The sequence below is a fragment of the Nonlabens sp. genome (genome assembly GCF_965660805.1).
GTDB lineage: Bacteria > Bacteroidota > Bacteroidia > Flavobacteriales > Flavobacteriaceae > Nonlabens.
This window is the reverse complement of the sequence record NZ_CBFIBE010000001.1, coordinates 159,555-179,921: the sequence shown is the minus strand read 5'-3', so window position 1 is coordinate 179,921 and position 20,367 is coordinate 159,555. Positions and strand designations below refer to the sequence as shown.

Annotated in this window: 14 protein-coding genes and 1 pseudogene; 8 read left to right on the top strand and 7 right to left on the bottom strand. The window is 37.2% G+C overall.

Annotated features, from left to right (window positions below; genetic code table 11):
* Nucleotides 1-1,020, bottom strand: a 1,020-nt coding sequence (locus tag ACTF48_RS00815) for a fibronectin type III domain-containing protein (RefSeq protein WP_438961234.1), incomplete at its 3' end; no start/stop codon positions are given.
* A 134-nt stretch (nucleotides 1,021-1,154) separates the two neighbouring features.
* Entirely contained in the window at nucleotides 1,155-1,820 is a 666-nt protein-coding gene (gene rsmI, locus ACTF48_RS00810) for a 16S rRNA (cytidine(1402)-2'-O)-methyltransferase (RefSeq protein ID WP_438961233.1), read from the bottom strand.
* Nucleotides 1,821-2,005: 185 nt separating this feature from the next.
* Here rsmI and ACTF48_RS00805 point away from each other — a divergent pair, with 185 nt between their 5' ends.
* Together ACTF48_RS00805 and ACTF48_RS00800 are read left to right on the top strand one after the other, a co-directional pair.
* Nucleotides 2,006-5,356: a gliding motility-associated C-terminal domain-containing protein gene (locus tag ACTF48_RS00805; protein ID WP_438961232.1), complete on the top strand. Its 3,351-nt coding sequence runs from the start codon at nucleotides 2,006-2,008 to the stop codon at nucleotides 5,354-5,356.
* Between the two features lie 189 nt (nucleotides 5,357-5,545).
* Nucleotides 5,546-5,785: pseudogene (locus ACTF48_RS00800) on the top strand (type II toxin-antitoxin system Phd/YefM family antitoxin).
* Between the two features lie 18 nt (nucleotides 5,786-5,803).
* On the opposite strand, the gene ACTF48_RS00795 reads toward ACTF48_RS00800, so the two are convergent.
* From ACTF48_RS00795 to ACTF48_RS00785, 3 genes are all read right to left on the bottom strand, one after another.
* The gene (locus tag ACTF48_RS00795; protein ID WP_438961231.1) at nucleotides 5,804-7,552 is read right to left on the bottom strand and encodes a hypothetical protein; all 1,749 of its coding nucleotides are present in this window, start codon (nucleotides 7,550-7,552) and stop codon (nucleotides 5,804-5,806) included.
* Between the two features lie 10 nt (nucleotides 7,553-7,562).
* The gene (locus ACTF48_RS00790; protein WP_438961230.1) at nucleotides 7,563-8,714 is read right to left on the bottom strand and encodes an ABC transporter ATP-binding protein; all 1,152 of its coding nucleotides are present in this window, start codon (nucleotides 8,712-8,714) and stop codon (nucleotides 7,563-7,565) included.
* Nucleotides 8,715-8,973: 259 nt separating this feature from the next.
* Complete coding sequence (locus ACTF48_RS00785) at nucleotides 8,974-9,753, bottom strand: hypothetical protein (RefSeq protein WP_438961229.1); 780 nt, start codon at nucleotides 9,751-9,753, stop codon at nucleotides 8,974-8,976.
* 89 nt (nucleotides 9,754-9,842) lie between these two features.
* Between ACTF48_RS00785 and ACTF48_RS00780 the strand changes: the two genes are divergently transcribed.
* The 6 genes from ACTF48_RS00780 to ACTF48_RS00755 all read left to right on the top strand — a co-directional run bounded on the left by ACTF48_RS00780 (nucleotide 9,843) and on the right by ACTF48_RS00755 (nucleotide 16,643).
* Nucleotides 9,843-10,481 carry a thymidine kinase gene (locus ACTF48_RS00780; RefSeq protein ID WP_438961228.1) on the top strand — a complete coding sequence of 213 codons (639 nt, stop codon included), beginning with the start codon at nucleotides 9,843-9,845 and terminating at the stop codon, nucleotides 10,479-10,481.
* Nucleotides 10,481-11,581, top strand: coding sequence for an alanine racemase (gene alr, locus ACTF48_RS00775; protein WP_438961227.1), 1,101 nt, complete (start codon nucleotides 10,481-10,483; stop codon nucleotides 11,579-11,581). The genes ACTF48_RS00780 and alr overlap by 1 nt, the downstream gene beginning before the upstream one ends.
* A gap of 150 nt (nucleotides 11,582-11,731) precedes the next feature.
* Nucleotides 11,732-12,145 carry a large conductance mechanosensitive channel protein MscL gene (gene mscL / locus ACTF48_RS00770; protein WP_438961226.1) on the top strand — a complete coding sequence of 138 codons (414 nt, stop codon included), beginning with the start codon at nucleotides 11,732-11,734 and terminating at the stop codon, nucleotides 12,143-12,145.
* A gap of 130 nt (nucleotides 12,146-12,275) precedes the next feature.
* On the top strand, nucleotides 12,276-13,271 hold the full coding sequence (locus ACTF48_RS00765; protein WP_438961225.1) for an aspartate-semialdehyde dehydrogenase: 996 nt from the start codon (nucleotides 12,276-12,278) through the stop codon (nucleotides 13,269-13,271).
* Nucleotides 13,272-13,463: 192 nt separating this feature from the next.
* The gene (locus ACTF48_RS00760) at nucleotides 13,464-15,626 is read left to right on the top strand and encodes a prolyl oligopeptidase family serine peptidase (RefSeq protein WP_438961224.1); all 2,163 of its coding nucleotides are present in this window, start codon (nucleotides 13,464-13,466) and stop codon (nucleotides 15,624-15,626) included.
* Between the two features lie 84 nt (nucleotides 15,627-15,710).
* Nucleotides 15,711-16,643 (top strand): ABC transporter ATP-binding protein, encoded by a 933-nt coding sequence (locus ACTF48_RS00755; RefSeq protein WP_438961223.1) that lies wholly within the window; start codon nucleotides 15,711-15,713, stop codon nucleotides 16,641-16,643.
* 94 nt (nucleotides 16,644-16,737) lie between these two features.
* Here the strand turns inward: ACTF48_RS00755 and ACTF48_RS00750 are convergent, their stop codons facing one another.
* On the bottom strand, nucleotides 16,738-18,600 hold the full coding sequence (locus ACTF48_RS00750; protein ID WP_438961222.1) for a M1 family metallopeptidase: 1,863 nt from the start codon (nucleotides 18,598-18,600) through the stop codon (nucleotides 16,738-16,740).
* A gap of 128 nt (nucleotides 18,601-18,728) precedes the next feature.
* Nucleotides 18,729-20,363, bottom strand: coding sequence for a S8 family serine peptidase (locus ACTF48_RS00745; protein ID WP_438961221.1), 1,635 nt, complete (start codon nucleotides 20,361-20,363; stop codon nucleotides 18,729-18,731).
* Between the last annotated feature and the right edge of the window lie 4 nt (nucleotides 20,364-20,367).

Genomic DNA, 20,367 nt, shown 5'->3' with positions numbered 1-20,367 from the left:
TATGTCTATATTAAGCTCATAACCACCAGCTGATAAATCGTATAATGGGGAGATTACCCAGTCAGATGTTCCTGAATCGTATAAGTTAACATTTACAGCTCCACCACCAGATGTGGTAGCATGTGCAAACTCTTCAGCAAGCCAATCTCCAGAACCTAGACCTGTAGGTCCAGTAGTTAGATCACCACCTGTAGCTTCTTCCCAACAATTAGGAACAAACGTATCAAATGTTTCAATAGCGTCTGGAACTATTACGGCACACGCTGTTCTAAAATTAACAGGTGTACTCCATGCACTAGTTGATGTAACACACACAGATTGAATATAAAAATCATATGCAGTATCTGGTGTTAAACCTGGCACGTTGAGAGCAACAGCGTCAACAGCAGTTGTACCACTAGCAACCACTCCTGTTCCTTGTGCACTTCCTGCTGGCACCACTTCCCAGTTGTATCCTCCAACTTCCGTTGCAGAATCTGTCCATGATAAATCTACGGTAGTTGCATCAAAACCTTGTACCGCTATAGCTGCGGGTTCTAAACAGGAAATTGCTGTAACAGAAAAGTTAGTAACATCAAAATCAAGGTCATTAGGAGTTCCCCATTGACCTACTGCAATATAAACAGTGTTGTTGGGTTGTAGTCTAGCCGAAACCGTTCTAGGACCAGATGTTGTAGAACCTACGGCATCAAGCTCTGTAGACAAATCCATACCAGAACAGTCATCAAAAATAGCTATACCATTCCAACTATTATTAGACTGTATGCTCATGGTAATATCTTCCACAGTAGCACCTGAGGTATATTCAAATAAATAGACATCATCATCAAAATATGAAGCGGTAATACTAGTTCCCGTAGGATTGTTGTTCCAGTCTTCTGGACCACCAGTTCCTGGCGTAGTAATACCTGTAGCAGTATACCCATCAGTCAAGACGACGGCACTACCACATCCGAATTGAGCGCTCAACTGCCAGGAGGCAATTAAAAACACTGTACTTAGAAGTAATTTTAATTTCATGTGTAAAATATTTAGGTTAATGTATTTCTTGATTAGTTTTTAAAAATAGAATAATTTTAAAATGTAACTAAGAACTTTAATGGATTATTAGACGAATAACACATTTAAACGCTTATAAGGTTTAACATTTGTTACTATTGTATAGAAATACTTATAACAAACTCGCCTTTTGGCTTCTTTTTATCAAAAAAAAGTAGAGCTTCATCCACGGTTCCTCTTACATGCTCTTCAAACATTTTAGTAATTTCTCTTGAAATAGAAACCTGAGTATCACCACCATAATGGTTTTTAAAATCTGTGAGGGTTTTTAAAAGTTTGTGAGGTGATTCATAGAAAATAATCGTTCGTTTTTCATCTTTTAAAAATTCTAAGCGCTTCTGGCGTCCCTTTTTCACGGGTAAAAAACCTTCAAAAACAAACTTATCACAAGGTAAACCACTAACTACCAGTGCTGGAACAAACGCTGTAGCGCCAGGTAACGCTTCAACATCGAGTCCGTTTTCTAACAGTTTACGGGTGATGAGAAAACCTGGATCACTTATCCCTGGTGAGCCAGCATCTGTAATAAGTGCCATGGACTCACCGTTTTTGATTCGGTTTACTACATTTTCTACGATCTTATGCTCATTATGCATGTGATAGGACAGCATAGGTGTTCTTATCTCATAATGTTGTAACAGTTTACCGCTCGTGCGTGTGTCTTCGGCTAGAATAAGATCAACCTCATTGAGTACATTAACAGCCCGATAGGTCATGTCTGCTAGATTTCCTATAGGTGTAGGGACTAAATAAAGTTTCATAAAAGTATTTTAATTATTTAAAAAGTAAAGTTTGTTTCAGTACGCTTTCGCGAAAGCATAAACCACAGATCACCATCCTTTTTAATAGTATTTTCTAACCAGTAAATCTACAATAATGATTTATTTTAAAGCAACACCATTTAAAGTGAGAAAAGTCTCTGTATATTTATAACTTCAACTCACTTATGAAATTATTCTATTCTCTAATTATTGCGGTTCTTTGTTTTGGGAACCTTTTTGCGCAAACTACAGATTTATCTATAACGGTTGAAGCGCAAGACTTAAACGGTAACTCTATATCTCAAGCACATATTTATGAACGGTATAATTACTTAATTACCATAAGTAATACTGGAGCTCCTGTATCAAATGCTGATTTCAATTTAACACTCAGCTCTGTAAATGAAATAGAAAGTGCTGTGGCTCAAAATCTATTAGGAGGCGCGGCAAGCCCTACTGGAATAACTACCGTAGGAACTATGGTTAATGGATCGTTACCTAGTATGCCTAACTCTGCTAGTTTAGAACTATTAGTAACGGTTAGAGCTTCTCCCACATTTCTAGGTGGTGCTACGGCTACAGCTGCAGTAAATGCGCCTGCAGGAACTACAGATACTAATCCTTCTACAAACAGCTCTGTGATTAGTATCATTATGACCGAAAGGCCTATCGATTTCCAAATCTCGCAAACTCAAATAATACCTGCTGGTAATGGAAGTCTTGGGAGCTGGGGCGATTCTATTACTTATGAAATGACCATAACTAATAATTCTAGTATAGCATATCCATTACAGAATTTTCAAATTTCTGCTCAAAATGTAAATGTTGCTGGTAGTGCGATAGTCACACTAGAAAATCTGACTTGTGTGAGTGGTAATGGAATGAGTTGCCCTACTCTTACTGGAACTAGCCCTACTGCAATGGTGAACCTCACAGGTTCATTTGAATTTTATAATCATGCTCAAGAAGTGATTTTTCCTGCTGGTGCATCATTTACCATGCTAGTAACTTATAAAATAGAAGAAGGAGACTGTAGTCGCAAGTCGCCTAATGCGCCTTTAATAGTAGGTAACAGCTTGAATATACAGTCATTTATTAATAACACTGGTTTCTCCACCACTGACCTGATTCAGACCACGACACTTCTTATAAACCCTTGTCCTTGTGCTGATCTTTCTTCACAAGTAGATAAAATAAGTCCTGCTGCGGGAACATTAAACACCTGGAATGATATTGTGACTTTTGATTTCACTTTTACTAATAACGGTCCAGTAGCTATCATAAGTGGCGCATATCTTATTAATACTAGTAATCTCAATACAGGTATAGAAATTTTAACAGCCACTTGCACAGGAACTACTGGAGCCTTAAACTGTTCTGACATTAATATTACTATAACTCCTAACTTTAGATGGCTCACTGACGACTTTTTATTTCCTGCAAATTCAAGTGCTACTTTTAGAACTACGGTGCGCTTCATACCACCAGAATGCACTCCAGATGGAGTTGCCCCTATATGCAGTGTGCGCGGTATAGTGTTTGAGAATGATCCTAATTTAATAGATTGTGATTTCTCTAATGATTTTAATGGAGATTCTATTACAGGTCTTCCTGTAACACCATGTATAAACCAGCCACCAGACGATCCTATTATTTCACTTACAGAAATTCAAACTATTCCTGCTCCTGGTGCTGGTCCATACCCTTATGGCGACATCACTTATGAAATCGTGATGAGCAATCTGGACAGTATACCTCACCAAATAAAATATATTGACGAACAGTTTTCTAATGGAACTGGTATTTTACAATCTATTATCTGTACAGGAACTACAGGTGGCGCAACTTGCCCTACGGTTTTTAATGAAAACATAGGTGTAGCCAGCAATCCTGGAGATACTTTTTGGGAAATTTTAGATACTGATGGCTTTATAATGCCAGCAAACAGCTCTATTACTTATGAAAAAGTAATTAACTGGACTCCAGAGTGTTCTACAGCGGTTACTAATGTTCAAGATCTTCTAACACTTACCGCAATAGATACAAGCCTAGCAGATATAGTAAGTGCAACAGCTGGTGTTTCTACTCCTATGGTTCCATGTGTAGATATTGTGGTACAAACCTATCCATCTATAACCTCAGCCCCTATAAATAGTCCTTTAGAATGGGTAGTAGATATTACTAATTCTAATATCAGTGTAGACGCCAGTAACATCACTTTTACAGATGTATTGCACCCAGATTTTACCATTACAGGGACGCCTTTATGCTCGCTTATAACAGGAAACGCCACTTGTATTCCTAGCTTTACTGTTACAGGAAATCAAGTAGATGGTATCATCCCTTTTATGGAATCTGGATCCACGATTCAAGTGCGCATTCCTATCACCTCACCTACCTATGGCGGTAGTTTTGAAAACCGAGCCGAAGCACAACCAGATTTTACTCAACAAGGTGAAAACACTCCAGACTCTAACATCTCTATTTCCAGTCTTTTTGTACTGACTACACAAACTTCTAAAAGTTTTGAACCTAGTGTAATCAATACTGGTGAGACTTCTATTTTAACCTTTACACTCACTAACTCAGTAGGGTTACCTGCGCAGAGTAATATTTCATTTATAGATAATTTAGCTCCACAAATTACGCTTTCAGGAAATGCTTACTGGATTAATCAAAACGGTGCTACTGGGTCCTTTATAAACACTATAGGCACTTCCATAATAGGGATTCAAAACCTAAGTTTTCCAGCAGGAACACAAGAAATAAGTTTTGCAGTAGAGGTCACCAGTAATGACGCCGGTTTCTATACAAATGATTTTCAAAACTTTTCTGGACTTAATAATATAGACGTTTCTACAGCATTTGCCACATTAGAAGTAAGACCTATCTTAGATCTAGCTGTCAGTAAAGCAGTAAACGAGCTTCATCCTGATGTAAATGATTATGTAACCTTCACGATTCTAGTAGAAAATCTGGGAAGTGCGGCAGCAACTGGTGTGGTCGTAGAAGAGTTTTTACCTAGTGGTTACAACTACATCTCTCACACTACAGCTACGGGAACTTTTGATAACGCTAGTGGTTTATGGCTGTTAGGTGATATGGCACCTGGAAGCACTGCTATGCTAGAAATAACCGTAGATTTTAATATTCCTGGAGACTTTATAAATGTGGTAAATGTGTACAGTAATAACTTGTTACCTGATGTAGATTTAGAAAACAACACCGCACAAGCTTTTACAAGACCTGACTGTCTCAACATACCTGAAGGCTTCTCGCCTAATAATGATGGAATCAATGACACCTTTGTCATCGAGTGTATCGAGTTGTATCCAGACAGCAAACTCAAAATATTCAATCGTTACGGCAGCATCGTGCATGAAGTGACTGGATATTTAAATGATTGGGATGGTAAGCCTACTCAAGGAATCTTACATGATAGTGGACAGTTACTACCTATTGGAACATATTTCTGGCAACTTAATCTTAAAGATGGAACTGCCGCAAGAGTAGGTTGGGTGTATATTAATTATTAAAATTCCGCTTTCGCGAAAGCGGAATTCCATCAGTATTTACTCTTTTAACTACCAAGTTGTGTTTGTACTATCATAAAAGAATTGCATTATTTTTTATCTCGTTGAAGCTAAAAATTCTTTATATACAGTAGTAGCCATCCATACCAATAAAATTGCGTACGTCATATTTTGTACATATAATTATACTTTATTATATGCGGCATTAGGAATGTAAATTGGTATAAAACATACTTGGACAGAGTTGTAAAGAACTATGAGACTTTAATTATAAATAGCAGAAAAGACTCAGAAATTGTAGTAATGTCTTTGCAGGAATATAATTCGCTAATGGCTACAAATCACGAATGATCTTCTCGAAAAAATGAATTACGATTAGATTCCGCAATTGAAAAGCTAATAAGCGGAACGACTATGAATAAGACCTTATAAATGTAAAATAGGATCAACCTAACCTTCAGGAAGCGATTTCCATTTGAGGGCTGCTTTTGATAAGAACCACAGGGCAATAATAGCGATCCCTATAAAAACAGGACTCCAGTAAATACCTAAACTTTCTATAAGAATAAAACACTGATCGTTACGCTCCTCATATCGAGGATACTTAACCTCACAGTAATCATCTTGATGAGCACTTATTATGGCTATGACCAGCAATATATAAGGTAAAATGACGGCTGTAGTTAAATTAAGAAAAATAGATGCTACCATTTTATTCATTTGTGGCATGTAAAAAATAGTCCCCAGTAGGATTGCCGTTCCTAAGAAAAATATAAAGTACATCACAAAAAACTCTTCGCTGGAACCGCTCAACATGTTCACTAATACTAACACCGATACTAATCCAACGATAATACTTAAAACTCCAGCTGTGATGATAGTAAACAGCACAGATTTTAACCCAGTAAGTCTAAAAGAAAAAATCACTAATGCAATACAAAACGATATCCAGAAAACGACATGAATACTGTCATGAACCATATCATCGTTTTTAATATCTTCTATGTTAGTTAAAGTTCTTTTTAAATGTTCAGTATTTATATAATAACTTGTGTTAATGCGCTCTGCATACTCCTGAAGAGGAGATAACTCTTCATTTTCATTATAAATTCTATCATAATATTGATCAGTTTCTCTAGATTTAATGAGGTTTTTAACCTCAAAATTTGTCGGGTGATACACCAGGTTAAACCAGAGATCAGTGTTTAAATTATGCTTAATTCTATAACTACGAGCAATAGTTAAAAAATCTTGAAGTAGTTTTTTAATCTCTGCCGGGTTATTATTTTCAAGAAGCTGATTATTTTGAGTGGCTAGTCTTATTTCTAAATCAGACAGACGGATTTTAGTCTTATCATAACTATAATCATGTTCATACTTATAATAGCTAGGTCTTCCTTTTTGAAAAAACACATCAGAAAAATGATGGTAACTAGGTTGAGCCGTTACAATATGATCACTTACATCTACTACCTTATCTTTAAAATAGTAGTTTTTATAACCATCTTCTAAATTCTCAATAAACAGACTGGAATCATAAAGTGAATCTATATATTCTTCTACGTATTCATTACGCTTAACGGTTTTAAGTGAATAAAACTGGTAATATGAATCAAAGGTAGATTTAAGGTATGGCTGGTTCTCCTGGATGAGCATTCTATCAGTCTCACAGAAATAATCTTGAAAAGCTACTGGATAACTTTTACTGTTGAGTTTATAATCATAAATATTATGAGTAAAAAACAACGATGCCCTATTTATGGTTTCTATATCTTGTTCAAATCGTTCATCATTATAAGTTGTGTCTATATATATTTTAAGTCCTGCTTGATAAGAATAATAAAAACTAATAGAGGCAAAAATTATAATAAGATAAGCCCCAAATTGCTTCATTAAACCTAAAACTGTAGTAGGGTAAAAACTCTTAAATGCATTATTCTTAAACATCATAATAAGCCAAAAAACGATCAGTAAAATGGATAAAATGAAAGAAATAAGAATCCCACCATTCTCAAAAAATATTTCTGAAACGTTATAGTCCTGTAGGGATTGTGGATTAGATAATGTCAAGTAGCCCATAACAAAAAACAAAAAATGTATAACAGCTGCGATTAAGAGCAGCCACACAATTTTTGTATTCCATATAATAGGATAACGCTCGAGTAAATATTGATTAGTTTTATTTATAAAATTATTCATGAGAACCTTATTATGAGATGAAGAAACGTCTTGTAGAGTTAGAGATATTACGCAGGTAAGTAACAGGAACTTGATGACTACCTAGTGCAGTCATCACACTGTAAAAAGCTACAGTAGGTTTAAAATAAACCATAAACACACCACCATTATAAATCAGTTTTTCTAAATCCATAGGTTTAAAAACAGCCAGTAATTCTTCTCTAGTTGCTGTAGTGTCTATTTCTATAATTAATTGATGATTCACAGCAACCTCACTATCACTATTATCAGTGTACTGACCGTTCTTTAAGAAAATTACCTTATCAGACACTTTTTCAACTTCATAAAGTTGTTGTGAACTTAATATTAACGCAATAGGGTTATTAATAGAATTACATATAGACTTTAAATCCTCAAGAATAACTTGTTGAGCGTTTACATCTAGGTTTGCTAGAGGTTCATCCAGTAATAGCAACTCTGGCTGTCTCAATAGGGTTCTTGCGAGTTCAAATCTCATTTTATAACCAGAAGAGAGCTCACTCCACTTTAAGTGCTTGTAATTCCATAATCCCAGTCGAGCTATCATCATTAAAACACGCGTCTCATTTTCATCTGCTGGAACACCATAACTGGAAAGGACAAATTTTAAATTGTCTTTTAAACTGCCATACCAGGTCGCTGTGCGTTGCGGTATATACACCAGTTGCGTGCGTAGTTTAAAATCACCTTTCACTTGATTATCCAGTCTATAAGTCATGCTACCGCTAGATGGTTCTAATTCTTTAGCGAGTATTCTTAATAACGTAGTTTTTCCATTTCCATTCTCACCTACGAGTCCATATACATTTCCTTTTTTAATAGAAAGAGAAACTGGCCCTAGTTTAAAACCGTTATTATTATAGGTTTTTGTGATTTCAGTTGCCTCAATAACCGCATCTTGCGAGCTATTTTCTTGAACACTTATACGTTTAAGGTTTTCAATAATGGATTGTGCTTTTTCCACGAGTCCATCCACATCTTCAGGATGGTTTTCTTTCCAGTCCGTCAGGTGAATCATTTGATTATAAATAGCCATGTCCTGAGTATCCATAGCACAATCCATGAGTTTCCTGTAACCTAAAACGATATCCTTATTGCTCAAAAAACTTTGAACCTCTTTTATTCTAGCTTGAAATAATGACATATAATGGTGGTAAGTGTAGTTTTAGTATTGATTCAATACGCTTTTGCAAAAGCGTATTACTACACCTTCACTGTTCTAACTCAAGCCCATTTGAGTTTAACGTTAAATCAATTTATAATAGTTCCTGAGACCGGTATGAAACAATAATGGTTCAAACACAACCTAACAGGCAGGCACTACCTAACGATAAAGATTAGAAAATATTACTGTGATAATACCCAAAAAAATTACTTAAAACTTTATGTAGATAGATGTTTAGTTATTCAAATCGTGCCTGTACTATTTGCATGAAGCGCTCCTCATAAGCCTCTTTCCCTGCCCAGTTATTATAGTCTGGTTTTACCATAGAAATGATAAAATTTTGAGCAGCGTTTTTATCTTCCATAGTATTAAGTTGAGATAGCACGCGATTGTAATCCTGATCACTACCATTAAAAAGATGCTTGATAAAACCTATACGATCATTCATACCTATTTTTAATCCAGCCTTCATACGGTCGTTTAAGGATTTTGGTTTTTCAGCCTGGTTATTTACTTTACGCTCAAATTCAGGAAGGTTGCCATATCCAGCAGTAAGATCTTCCATGTCATTTTTCTCATAAGTAGGTTTAGGAAAATCTATTTCTATTTCCTCTTCTGGAAACTCATCTACCATTTTATGAATAGTAGAGATTCCAGGCAGGTCCATTTCCTCGCGCATATCCTCATCTACTGGGACAAATAAATCACTAAGATCTGGATTAGAAAAGGCTTCTTGGGCATTTGATTTTGCGTGTTCCATAGCTTGCTCCACCTCTTGAGTTATATGTTCTACATCTTCATGTGCCGCGCTATATGCTTCTTCTATTTTTTCCTGTACTTCTGCAACTCCTGCAGTAGGCTGTATATCGCTAAAATGTTTCTCTGTAAAGGAGAGAATGGTTAATTTTTCATAGACTTCCTTTGCCACAGACTGTAATTCATGGATATCTTCTTTATTCTTCATTTGTAGAATACGGTGTGCTAGACTAGTAAGATCTGCTGCTATTTTCTTTTTCATAATGATTTAATATGCCGCTTGTTTTATTGTATTTTTGATACCGATTTTAAAAAATCAGTAACTGAACTTTAAACGCTGTAAATTACAAAATGTTTCTAGAAAACACGGTAAATCATGAAGAGCAATTCGGCTGGATCGAAGTGATCTGTGGCTCCATGTTCTCAGGGAAGACAGAAGAGTTAATCAGGCGCTTAAAAAGAGCACAGTTTGCACAGCAAAAAGTAGAGATATTTAAACCTGCTATAGACGTGCGTTATGATGAAGAAATGGTGGTTTCTCATGATTCAAATGAGATTCAAAGCACGCCAGTTCCCGCTGCTGCAAACATTCCATTACTCGCTGCAGACTGTCAGGTAGTAGGAATAGATGAGGCACAATTCTTTGATGATGAGATCGTAACCGTGTGTAACGACCTTGCAAATCGCGGCATAAGAGTTATCGTCGCAGGACTAGACATGGATTTTAAAGGAAACCCCTTTGGACCCATGCCAGCACTTATGGCAACCGCTGAGTATGTGACTAAAGTACATGCCGTGTGCACTAGAACAGGAAATCTAGCACAGTTCAGTTATCGCAAGAATAAAAATGATAATGTGGTCATGCTAGGCGAGCAACAAGAGTACGAACCACTAAGCCGCGGTGCATACTTTAAAGCCATGCAGCTTCATAAAATGAAGACGGAAAATGTTGAAAAAACAGAACAGCCGTCTCCTAAAAAAGAATCCTAATGTCTTTACAAGGAACACGACTAGAAGTAAACCTTGATGCGCTAGAACATAATTTTCATTACCTGAAAAGCAAACTCGAGCCGGAGGTAAAGTTCATGGCTGTAGTTAAAGCAAATGCTTATGGACATGGTGCTGTTCCCGTAGCGCAAAAATTACAAGAATTAAACGTGGACTATTTTGCCGTAGCTTATGTGGCCGAGGCTGTAGAACTACGGGACCATGGCATCCTTAAACCCATTTTAGTACTTCATGCTCAGTCGTTTATGCTAGAAACTTGTATAGATCGCTGTATAGAGCCTGTGATTTATAGTATGGAGATGCTGGATACATTTATCGCTTTCGCGAAAGCGAAACAACAACAATCCTACCCTATTCATTTAGAATTTAATACCGGTTTAAACCGTATAGGTATAGATATAACAGATCTTGAAGAAGTTATTGAAAAAGTACTATCAAATCCATGTATCCAAGTGCGTGGTTTACAATCGCATCTAGCCGCTAGTGAAGATCTAACCGAAAAGGACTTTACAGCGTCACAAATACAATCTTTTAAGAAAGTAAACCAGCGGTTAGAAGAAGTGCTGCCGTATCCTTTTTTAAAACATGAATCTAATACCAGCGGTATTCTTAATTATAAAAACGCACATTTCTCTATGGTGCGCTCTGGAATAGGTCTATATGGCTATGGTAATGATGTAGCGTTTGATAAGGAATTAAAACCTATCGCCACTTTAAAATCAGTTATTTCACAAACCCGATGGATCGATGCTGGAGAAAGCGTGAGTTACAACCGTAAATTTGTGGCCCAACATAAGACCAGGTATGCTGTTATAGCCTTAGGTCACGGTGACGGTATTAACCGTATTTATGGTTATGGAAAAGCAAGTGTATTAATCCATGGTGAGCACGCTCCTACTTTAGGTATTATATGTATGGATATGTTTATGGTAGATATCACTCACATAGATTGTAAAGCTGGCGATGAAGTCATTATTTTTAATCCACAACATACTGCCGGACACATGGCCGAAAAAGCCGGGACCATTTCCTATGAAATCCTTACTGGTATTCAAAAACGAGTACCGCGTATGTATGTTTAATACCTGTTTGAGTTTATAATGTCTTATGAATACCAAAAGGGATAATAGATTCTTTCTCACTTATTTTCCAGTTAAAATCATTTGGGATAGTTTAATAAACTTCAATTACTATTATTAACTTGCAATTAATTAACCATAAATATTTTTATAATGTTAAAAGAATTTAGAAACTTTATAATGACGGGAAACGTCATAGATCTAGCAGTAGCAGTAATACTCGCAGGAGCTGTAGGAGCCGTAGTAAAAGGGTTTGTAACCTTAGTGATGATGCCTATTATAGGTGAGTTTACAGGTGGTGTAAACTTTGCAGATTTAAAATACGTGCTTTCTGAAGCCGTAGTTGGAGCAGATGGTGTCGTTACTAAACCAGAAAATGCTATCATGTATGGAGCATGGATAAATACTATTATTTCTTTAGTAATGATAGGTTTTGTTCTTTTCATAATTGTAAAAGCTTACAATAAAACTAAAAAACCGGTTGAAGAAGCTCCAGCGGCACCAGCAGGTCCTACTCAAGAAGAACTTCTTGCAGAGATACGTGATGCTATTAAAGCTCAAAAGTAAATAGAACCCTTTTTAATAATTAATGAAACCGCTCTGTAAAAAGAGCGGTTTTTTTGTGCCTCACTTTTTGAAATATTTAATACTCAAATCATTTTTAGAGCCTACTTTTGAGACTTAATAGTTTATGATCATGAAAATAGCAGTAGTAGGCGTTACCGGTATGGTAGGTCAGGTTATGTTACAAGTTCTAGAAGAACGCAACCTTAATGTTTCCACTCTTATTCCAGTAGCTTCAGAGAAATCTGTGGGAACTGAAATCACTTTTAAAGGTAAACCATATAAGGTGGTAAGCATAAAACAGGCTATAGAAATGAAACCAGACATCGCATTATTCTCTGCTGGTGGTTCTGTGAGTCTAGAATTTGCACCACAATTTGCTGCTGTAGGAACTACAGTCATAGATAATTCAAGCGCCTTCCGTATGGATCCCCATAAGAAACTGGTGGTTCCAGAAATTAATGCTAGCTCCTTAACTAAAGAAGATAAAATCATCGCAAACCCTAACTGTTCTACCATTCAAATGGTATTAGCCCTAGCACCGCTGCATGATAAATATCGCATTAAAAGATTAATAGTTTCTACTTACCAGTCTATTACAGGTACTGGTGTAAAAGCAGTAGAACAATTAGAAAATGAATTTGAAGGTAAAAAAGGCCCTATGGCTTATCCTTATCAAATCCATAAAAATGCTATTCCACACTGTGACGTTTTTGAAGAAAATGGATATACTAAAGAAGAGCTCAAACTTATAAGAGAAACTCAAAAGATTCTAGACGATCGCACCATTGCCGTAACGGCAACAGCAGTGCGTATTCCTGTAGTAGGTGGCCACTCAGAGTCTGTTAACCTAGAGTTTGAAAAAGAGTTTGATGAAACTGAGGTGCGCCAGTTACTCGCAAACACAGATGGTGTTACCGTTCAAGATAATATAGACGTAAATTTATATCCCATGCCGCTTATGGCTCACGGAAAAGATGACGTTTTTGTAGGTCGCATAAGACGTGATCACTCTAGGGAAAATGCTTTAAATATGTGGATTGTGTCTGATAATTTAAGAAAAGGTGCTGCGACAAATGCGGTACAAATCGCAGATTATTTGATCAAAAACAACCTCATAAACTCTTAAAAAGAATTGAAGCAAACACTACTGATCCTAAAACACTTATAACTATTATTTTAAAAGGTAATTCCCATTTAAGTACCTTTACGATTAGATATATATCATTTTGTGTTTGATAATACTAATTTGTGTTTCTAATGTCGTTAAAATAAATTGAATTGGGTATTAGATTACCCTAAATAATTAAAAAGTATCATTATGAAAAAAATCATTCTTGCAGCCGCTGCCCTTGCGGCACTGGCCTCTTGCCAAGATAAAAAACAGGCAACCCAACAAATGACTATAACATATCCTACCACAGCAACTGTAGATCATATAGATACCTATCACGGCACAGATGTTCCAGATCCATACCGCTGGCTGGAAGACGATCGTAGTGAAGAAACTGGAGAATGGGTAAAAGCTCAAAATAAAGTTACTAACGGGTATTTGGGTCAAATACGCTTTCGCGAAAGCGTAAAAAACCGCCTTACCGAATTATGGAATTATGAGAAGGTAGGAGCACCATTCATAGAAGGTGATTACACTTATTTCTATAAAAATGATGGACTGCAAAATCAATATGTGATCTATCGTTTTCCTAATGATGGTAACATGGAAGATGCTACTGTCTTTCTAGACCCTAATTCCTTTTCTAAAGATGGAACGACCTCTCTAGGTGGAACTTCTTTTACTAAAGATGGTTCTTTATTTGCTTATGCCATATCAGAAGGTGGAAGCGACTGGAGAAAAATAATAGTCTTAGATACCAAAGATCTATCTCAAGTAGGTGACACCATTAAAGATGTAAAATTCTCTGGAATGTCCTGGAAAGGAAATGATGGTTTTTACTATTCCAGTTATGATAAGCCTGATGGTAGTGAGCTCAGTGCTATGACTGATCGACACAAGTTGTACTACCACAAATTAGGAACGCCGCAAAGTGAGGATCGCGTCATATTTGGTGAAACGCCAGAACAAAAATACCGTTACGTAGGTGGTGGCGTGACAGATGATCAAAAATACTTAGTCATAAGCGCCAGTACTTCTACAAATGGTGGTAAGATGTTTATGAAAGAACTTGACAATCCTAATGCGCAGCTGGTAACGGTTCTAGATAACTTTGACACTAATAGTTACTTATTGCATAATGAAGGTTCTAAATTATGGATCGTTACAGACTATAACGCACCTAATCAACGTATAGTGGTTACTGATTTTTCTAATCCTACACAGGAAAATTGGGTGGATGTGATTCCAGAAACAGAAAATGTACTCTCGCCATCTACTGGTGGTGGATATATCTTTGCAGAATATATGGTAGATGCTGTTTCTCAAGTAAAGCAATACCATTATGACGGTACACTAGTGCGTGAGGTGGAGCTGCCAGGAATAGGAAACGTAGGCGGTTTTGGAGCTAAAAAAGAAGATAAAACGCTCTACTACAGTTTCACAAATTACACAACTCCAGGAAGTACCTACTTATATGATATTGAAAAAGGTACTTCTCAATTATACCGCAAACCAGAGATTAAATTCAATAGCGATGAGTATGAGTCTACACAAGTGTTTTACACTTCTAAAGATGGTACCAAAATACCTATGATTATCTCGCATAAAAAGGGATTGCCACTAGATGGTAAAAACCCGACGATACTTTATGGTTATGGTGGTTTTAATATCTCTTTAAATCCTAGTTTTTCTGTTTCTCGCGCAGCGTGGATGGAAATGGGTGGTATTTATGCCGTCGCAAACCTGCGTGGTGGTGGTGAGTATGGTAAAAAATGGCACGACGCTGGTACTAAACTAGATAAACAAAATGTATTTGACGATTTTATCGCTGCTGGTGAGTGGTTAAAAGATAATAACTATACCTCAACACAATATCTAGCTATTCAAGGTGGTTCTAATGGTGGATTATTAGTAGGTGCCACCATGACTCAGCGTCCAGATCTTGCTAGTGTAGCTTTCCCTGCCGTAGGAGTTCTAGATATGCTGCGTTATAATAAGTTTACTGCTGGTGCTGGATGGGCTTATGATTATGGAACAGCAGAGGACAGTCCAGAAATGTTTAAATACTTAAAAGGCTATTCCCCATTACATAATATTAAAGAAGGTGTTTCTTATCCAGCGACTATGGTAACTACTGGTGATCATGATGATCGTGTGGTGCCAGCACACTCGTTCAAGTTTGCAGCAGAGTTGCAGTCTAAACAAGCTGGTGACGCTCCTACCCTAATACGCATCGAGACAGATGCTGGTCACGGCGCAGGAAAATCTACAGCACAAGTGATTCAAGAACAAACTGATATTTACAGTTTTGCCTTGTTCAACATAGGTTTTGAAGAACTTCCTGAAGTTAGTGAGCGTGTGAAGATGTAGTTTTTTGCTTCCGCGAAAAGTTGATACTTAAAACCTATGCCACTCGCATGGGTTTTTTAAGTTCTAGGCTATTACCTTTGTGACATGCTCCAGTTAAAAGACATCCAGTTTTCTTATGATCAAGGTAAAGCCTTGCATGACATCAACCTCAATATTCCTCAAGGTACTCCTGTAGCACTTATAGGAGAAAGTGGTTGTGGTAAAAGCACCTTACTCAATTTGATTTACGGTCTTTTACAAGAAGATAGCGGTACGATTTCTTTTAATAACCTCATCTTAGATGGCGCAGATCATCATCTCGTTCCAGGTCATCCTATGATGAAATATGTTCCACAGGAATTTGACTTAATGCCATTTACTACTGTTTTTGAAAACGTAGGAGAACATCTCTCTATTCAAATGGATAACCGTGCGGATCGCATTATAGAATTACTCGCTGTAGTAGATATGAGCGACTTTAAAGATCGTAAGGTAAAAACACTCAGTGGCGGACAAAAACAACGCGTTGCCATCGCAAAATCACTGGCACAGCAACCTAATGTATTATTACTCGATGAGCCCTTTTCTAATATTGATAATTTTAGAAAAAATGACTTGAGACGCAGTTTATTCTCCTACCTTAAAAAGAAAAACATCACCTGTCTCATTGCCACTCACGATAAAGATGACGTACTGCCTTTCACTGAGGAGACCATTATCATGCGTGGTGGCAAGATTATAGACCACAGAAAAACGGTAGACTGTTATAAAAAGCCGCTAGAAGTGTATAGCGCCTCTCTTTTTAATGAAGTAAATGTAATTCGTGCTGGATGGTTTGATAATAAAGAAGAACTCTTATGCTATCCTGAACAACTTCAAATCTCTAAAAAAGGTATAGAGGTAACCATTACCAACTGCTATTTTAAAGGAACTGACTACTTAATAGAAGTTACTTTTCAAGAGCAAACCTTATTTTTTAGTTCTCTTCAATCTCTTGAAATAGGAAAGAACGTACTACTAGGATTGATAAAAAAGTAAACGGCACCAACCACTTTATACCAAAAGAAATAACTAAATAGGCAGCCCTAAAAAAGACTGCCTACTGTAAACTTAATGGCTGAAGACTAAAAAATTATTCTTCCAGTTGCCACTTATTATTTTCTTTATCCACATCGGCCATTTGATTATTAGGATCTATTTCTACAGATCTTATGGAGCGCATGTTAATTCCTTCTAACTCTAACTCATAAGTAGGATATGCCCAAGCCCAATCTTTTAATGTGGTCCAGTTATTAGGTACTGCTTTTTCTCCACGCATTTCTTCTAGCGGAATGTAAAACCATTTCTCAGACCCATCATTCATAGTGACTTTTATGTCTAGAGGCATAGGCATGAGGCCTTTTCGCGAAAGCGATATCATCGTTCTACCGTCTAAACTACTCATATCCTCAACTGCATAGTCGATCACATTTGTAGTCATGGTCCAGTCACGTAAATACCACTCTAAGTCAAAACCGCTTACGCGTTCAGCAACTCGTTTAAAATCGTTAGGTTCAGGATGCTTAAATTTCCAAGTGTTATAGTACTCTTTAATGACTTCATCACGTTTCTCTTCTCCTATCACATAACCTAATTGTGCGATAAAAGTGGCTCCTTTATTATAAGCACTTGCGCCATAAGCACCGTTATATTCATAACGATCTGCATGTGTGGATTGTGGTTGTTCTTTTCCAGATGCGGCTAGTCCTAAATAACCTCTATAAGAATTATTATTTGCCGTGGACTCGTCTTTCCCTGCGATGTAAGCCATAAATTTATTAGAGATAAAAGTGGTAAAACCTTCATCCATCCACTCATGTTTAGCCTCATTTGTAGCGAGAACATGGTTGAACCATGAATGGGCAAATTCATGTGCTGTCACGCCCATTAAACTACCGAAGTTGCGCTCTCCAGTAATTAACGTACACATCGCATATTCCATACCGCCGTCACCACCTTGAATCACACTGTACTGCTTATATGGATACTCGCCTATGTGCTTGTTAAAATACTTCAACATCTCATTAGTCTTAGGCTGTAAATTTTTCCAATTTTCTTTTATAGCAGCGTTATCCTTATAGAGAAAGTGTAAGTCTACTCCATTTTCACCTTTATAGATATCATGGATAAAATCTGGATCTGCGCCCCATGCAAAATCGTGAACCATAGGTGCGTTAAAGTGCCAGGTTAGTTTTCCATCTTTTCCTTTTGCAGGACCAGAGTTAGGCTTATCATAGCCGTGACCTATTTCTTTAGGGTTTTGTAAATATCCCGTTCCGCCTACGGTGTAATCTTTATCTAAGGTCAACTTTACATCAAAGTTACCCCATACACCATGAAACTCACGACCTATGTATGGACTGGTATTCCATCCTGTAATGTCAAATTCAGCCATTTTAGGAAACCATTGTGTCATAGAAAGTGCCACACCTTCTTTATTATTGCGACCACTTCTACGTACTTGAACCGGAACCTGACCGTTAAAATCTAATTTTAAAGTGGTGGACTGTCCTGGAGCAAGAGCCTGAGCTAGTTTTACAACTAGCACGGTTCCTTCTTCTTGTGGTTGAAGAGCTGTTCCATCTTGTGTCATGTTAGACACGTGTAAATATCCTATTTCATTAGGCTCTAGTGCTGCGATGCGAGAACCTACACGAGGATCAGGATCTGCAATGGTGCGGGAACGTACATCCATTTCACTACCTGGCTGAAAAGCATTAAAGAATAAATGGTAGTACACTCGATCTAGAGTTTCTGGAGAATTATTTGTGTAAACTAAGGTCTGTTTTCCCGTGTACTGGTAGCGGTCCACATCCATATCTACATCCATTTTATAATCTACGGCTTGTTGCCAGTATCCAGTTGCACTGGTGTTTTGAGTTGCAACAGCATCTTTAGTAGATCCACAACTTGCTATAATGACTGCTGTGGTAAGTAATAAGATGATTTTTTTCATTTTTAATAGGTATTGAGTAATTAGGTGTTAAATATACCGCTTTCGCGAAAGCGAATTATTAAATCCACCCTAAAAAGAAAAGCCTGCTCTAGAAAGAACAGGCTTTAAAAATACTATTTAAATAAGGCTTACATCTTTGAAGCCATGATTAATGCATTGTACAAATTAGCCATTTTTCCAGAAGTAGTAATTTCTTGAAATGGTTTAGTAACTGCATTTTCTCCACGACCTAAATTTACTCTTGCTTGCGTAGTTAAACCGCTATCCATAATGATTTGTTTCACCTGTCCAGCTTTTAATTTAGGGAATTGTGAACGTATCACAGCTGCTACACCAGCTACTGCTGGAGACGCCATAGAAGTTCCACTTGCATTGCGGTATTCATTTAATGGTGCTGTGGAGTAAATCTGTGCTCCTGGACCGAAAACGTCTACCGTTGCTTTACCATAGTTAGAGAAACTTGCTGGCAGGTCTGCTCCATAAGAAGAAGTTAATGCACCTACCGTAAGGAAGTTATCAGAGATCTCTGCACCAGCAAGAACTTGATCTTGTGGATATACTTGAATAAAATCTGTATCGATTCCTTCATTACCTGCTGCGTTTACAAAAAGTACATCTTTACTTGCTGCATATTTAAGAGCGTCCCATACAAATTCTGGGTTTGAAGAATGGTATTTCCCGAAGCTACCGTTGATCACTTTTGCTCCATTATCTGCAGCATAACGTATCGCAGCAGCGATGTCTTTATCATACTCGTCACCCATACTTACGGCTCTTAGAACCATGATTTTTGCATTATTTGCAACACCATTTACACCTAAACCATTATCACGCTCTGCAGCGATGATTCCTGCTACGTGAGTTCCGTGAAAAGCATCGGCTTTTTCTGGATCTGGACCGCTGTATTGATTATCTCCCCAAACATCTCCTACCGTATAGCTGTAAGGACTGTTTCCAGGCATAGCGTCTTCACGGTAGTTAGTTTTTAATTTATCTCCATTTAAAAGGTTTGCAGCATTTGTAATCAAGCCTGTAATAGTTTCTTTTGCCTCTTTAGTGCTCGGTAAACCTCTTACAAAGAAAAAGTTTAAATCAGATTGTGCTTTTAAAACAGCCTCATCTTCAGATTTTATAGCGGCTACTTCCTCAGCAGTGTAGTCTGATTTTCCTAAATGAGCAGTTATAACCTTATCTGCACTTACGATTTGTTGCAACAGTTCTTCATAGCGTTGCTTAGCTTGAGTAGCTTGAGCAAGTTCACCATCATATTCTTTTTGAGCCTTTGCAACGATATCTGCTGGTAACATAGCTTTATCACGCAGGATGCGCTCATACTCTAGGTTCTCATCTACGATGTTACCCATAAAGTTCCATCCGTGGATGTCATCTATGTATCCATTTTTATCATCATCAATTCCATTTCCTGGGATTTCATCTTCATTAGTCCAGATCACACCATCTAGATCTTCATGTTCTATATCTATTCCAGAATCTATAACGGCTACCACAACAGTTTCTCCCATGCGACCTTTAAGAATCTCATTATAAGCCTTATTCACACTCATTCCTGGGATAGTGTCTGTTAGCATGTCCAGATCTTTCCAGTTCTTTGCTTCTTCTTCAGAGAGCTCAGTGGTTTTAATAGGTGTGGAGTCTATATTTTCAATAGGTGGAGACACAATGGTGAAACCACTACCACAGCTAGCAAGCATACCTGCCGCAGCTACTGTTAAAAATGTGTTTTTAATAAAAGTGTACTTCATGATT

Bases quoted from the DNA above. Each gene is read 5' to 3' on its own strand.
- ACTF48_RS00790 (WP_438961230.1), bottom strand. From the start codon at position 8,714: ATGTCATTATTTCAAGCTAGAATAAAAGAGGTTCAAAGTTTTTTGAGC.
- ACTF48_RS00750 (WP_438961222.1), bottom strand. From the start codon at position 18,600: ATGAAAAAAATCATCTTATTACTTACCACAGCAGTCATTATAGCAAGT.
- mscL (WP_438961226.1), top strand. From the start codon at position 11,732: ATGTTAAAAGAATTTAGAAACTTTATAATGACGGGAAACGTCATAGAT.
- alr (WP_438961227.1), top strand. From the start codon at position 10,481: ATGTCTTTACAAGGAACACGACTAGAAGTAAACCTTGATGCGCTAGAA.
- rsmI (WP_438961233.1), bottom strand. From the start codon at position 1,820: ATGAAACTTTATTTAGTCCCTACACCTATAGGAAATCTAGCAGACATG.
- ACTF48_RS00745 (WP_438961221.1), bottom strand. From the start codon at position 20,363: ATGAAGTACACTTTTATTAAAAACACATTTTTAACAGTAGCTGCGGCA.
- ACTF48_RS00805 (WP_438961232.1), top strand. From the start codon at position 2,006: ATGAAATTATTCTATTCTCTAATTATTGCGGTTCTTTGTTTTGGGAAC.
- ACTF48_RS00760 (WP_438961224.1), top strand. From the start codon at position 13,464: ATGAAAAAAATCATTCTTGCAGCCGCTGCCCTTGCGGCACTGGCCTCT.
- ACTF48_RS00795 (WP_438961231.1), bottom strand. From the start codon at position 7,552: ATGAATAATTTTATAAATAAAACTAATCAATATTTACTCGAGCGTTAT.
- ACTF48_RS00780 (WP_438961228.1), top strand. From the start codon at position 9,843: ATGTTTCTAGAAAACACGGTAAATCATGAAGAGCAATTCGGCTGGATC.
- ACTF48_RS00765 (WP_438961225.1), top strand. From the start codon at position 12,276: ATGAAAATAGCAGTAGTAGGCGTTACCGGTATGGTAGGTCAGGTTATG.
- ACTF48_RS00785 (WP_438961229.1), bottom strand. From the start codon at position 9,753: ATGAAAAAGAAAATAGCAGCAGATCTTACTAGTCTAGCACACCGTATT.
- ACTF48_RS00755 (WP_438961223.1), top strand. From the start codon at position 15,711: ATGCTCCAGTTAAAAGACATCCAGTTTTCTTATGATCAAGGTAAAGCC.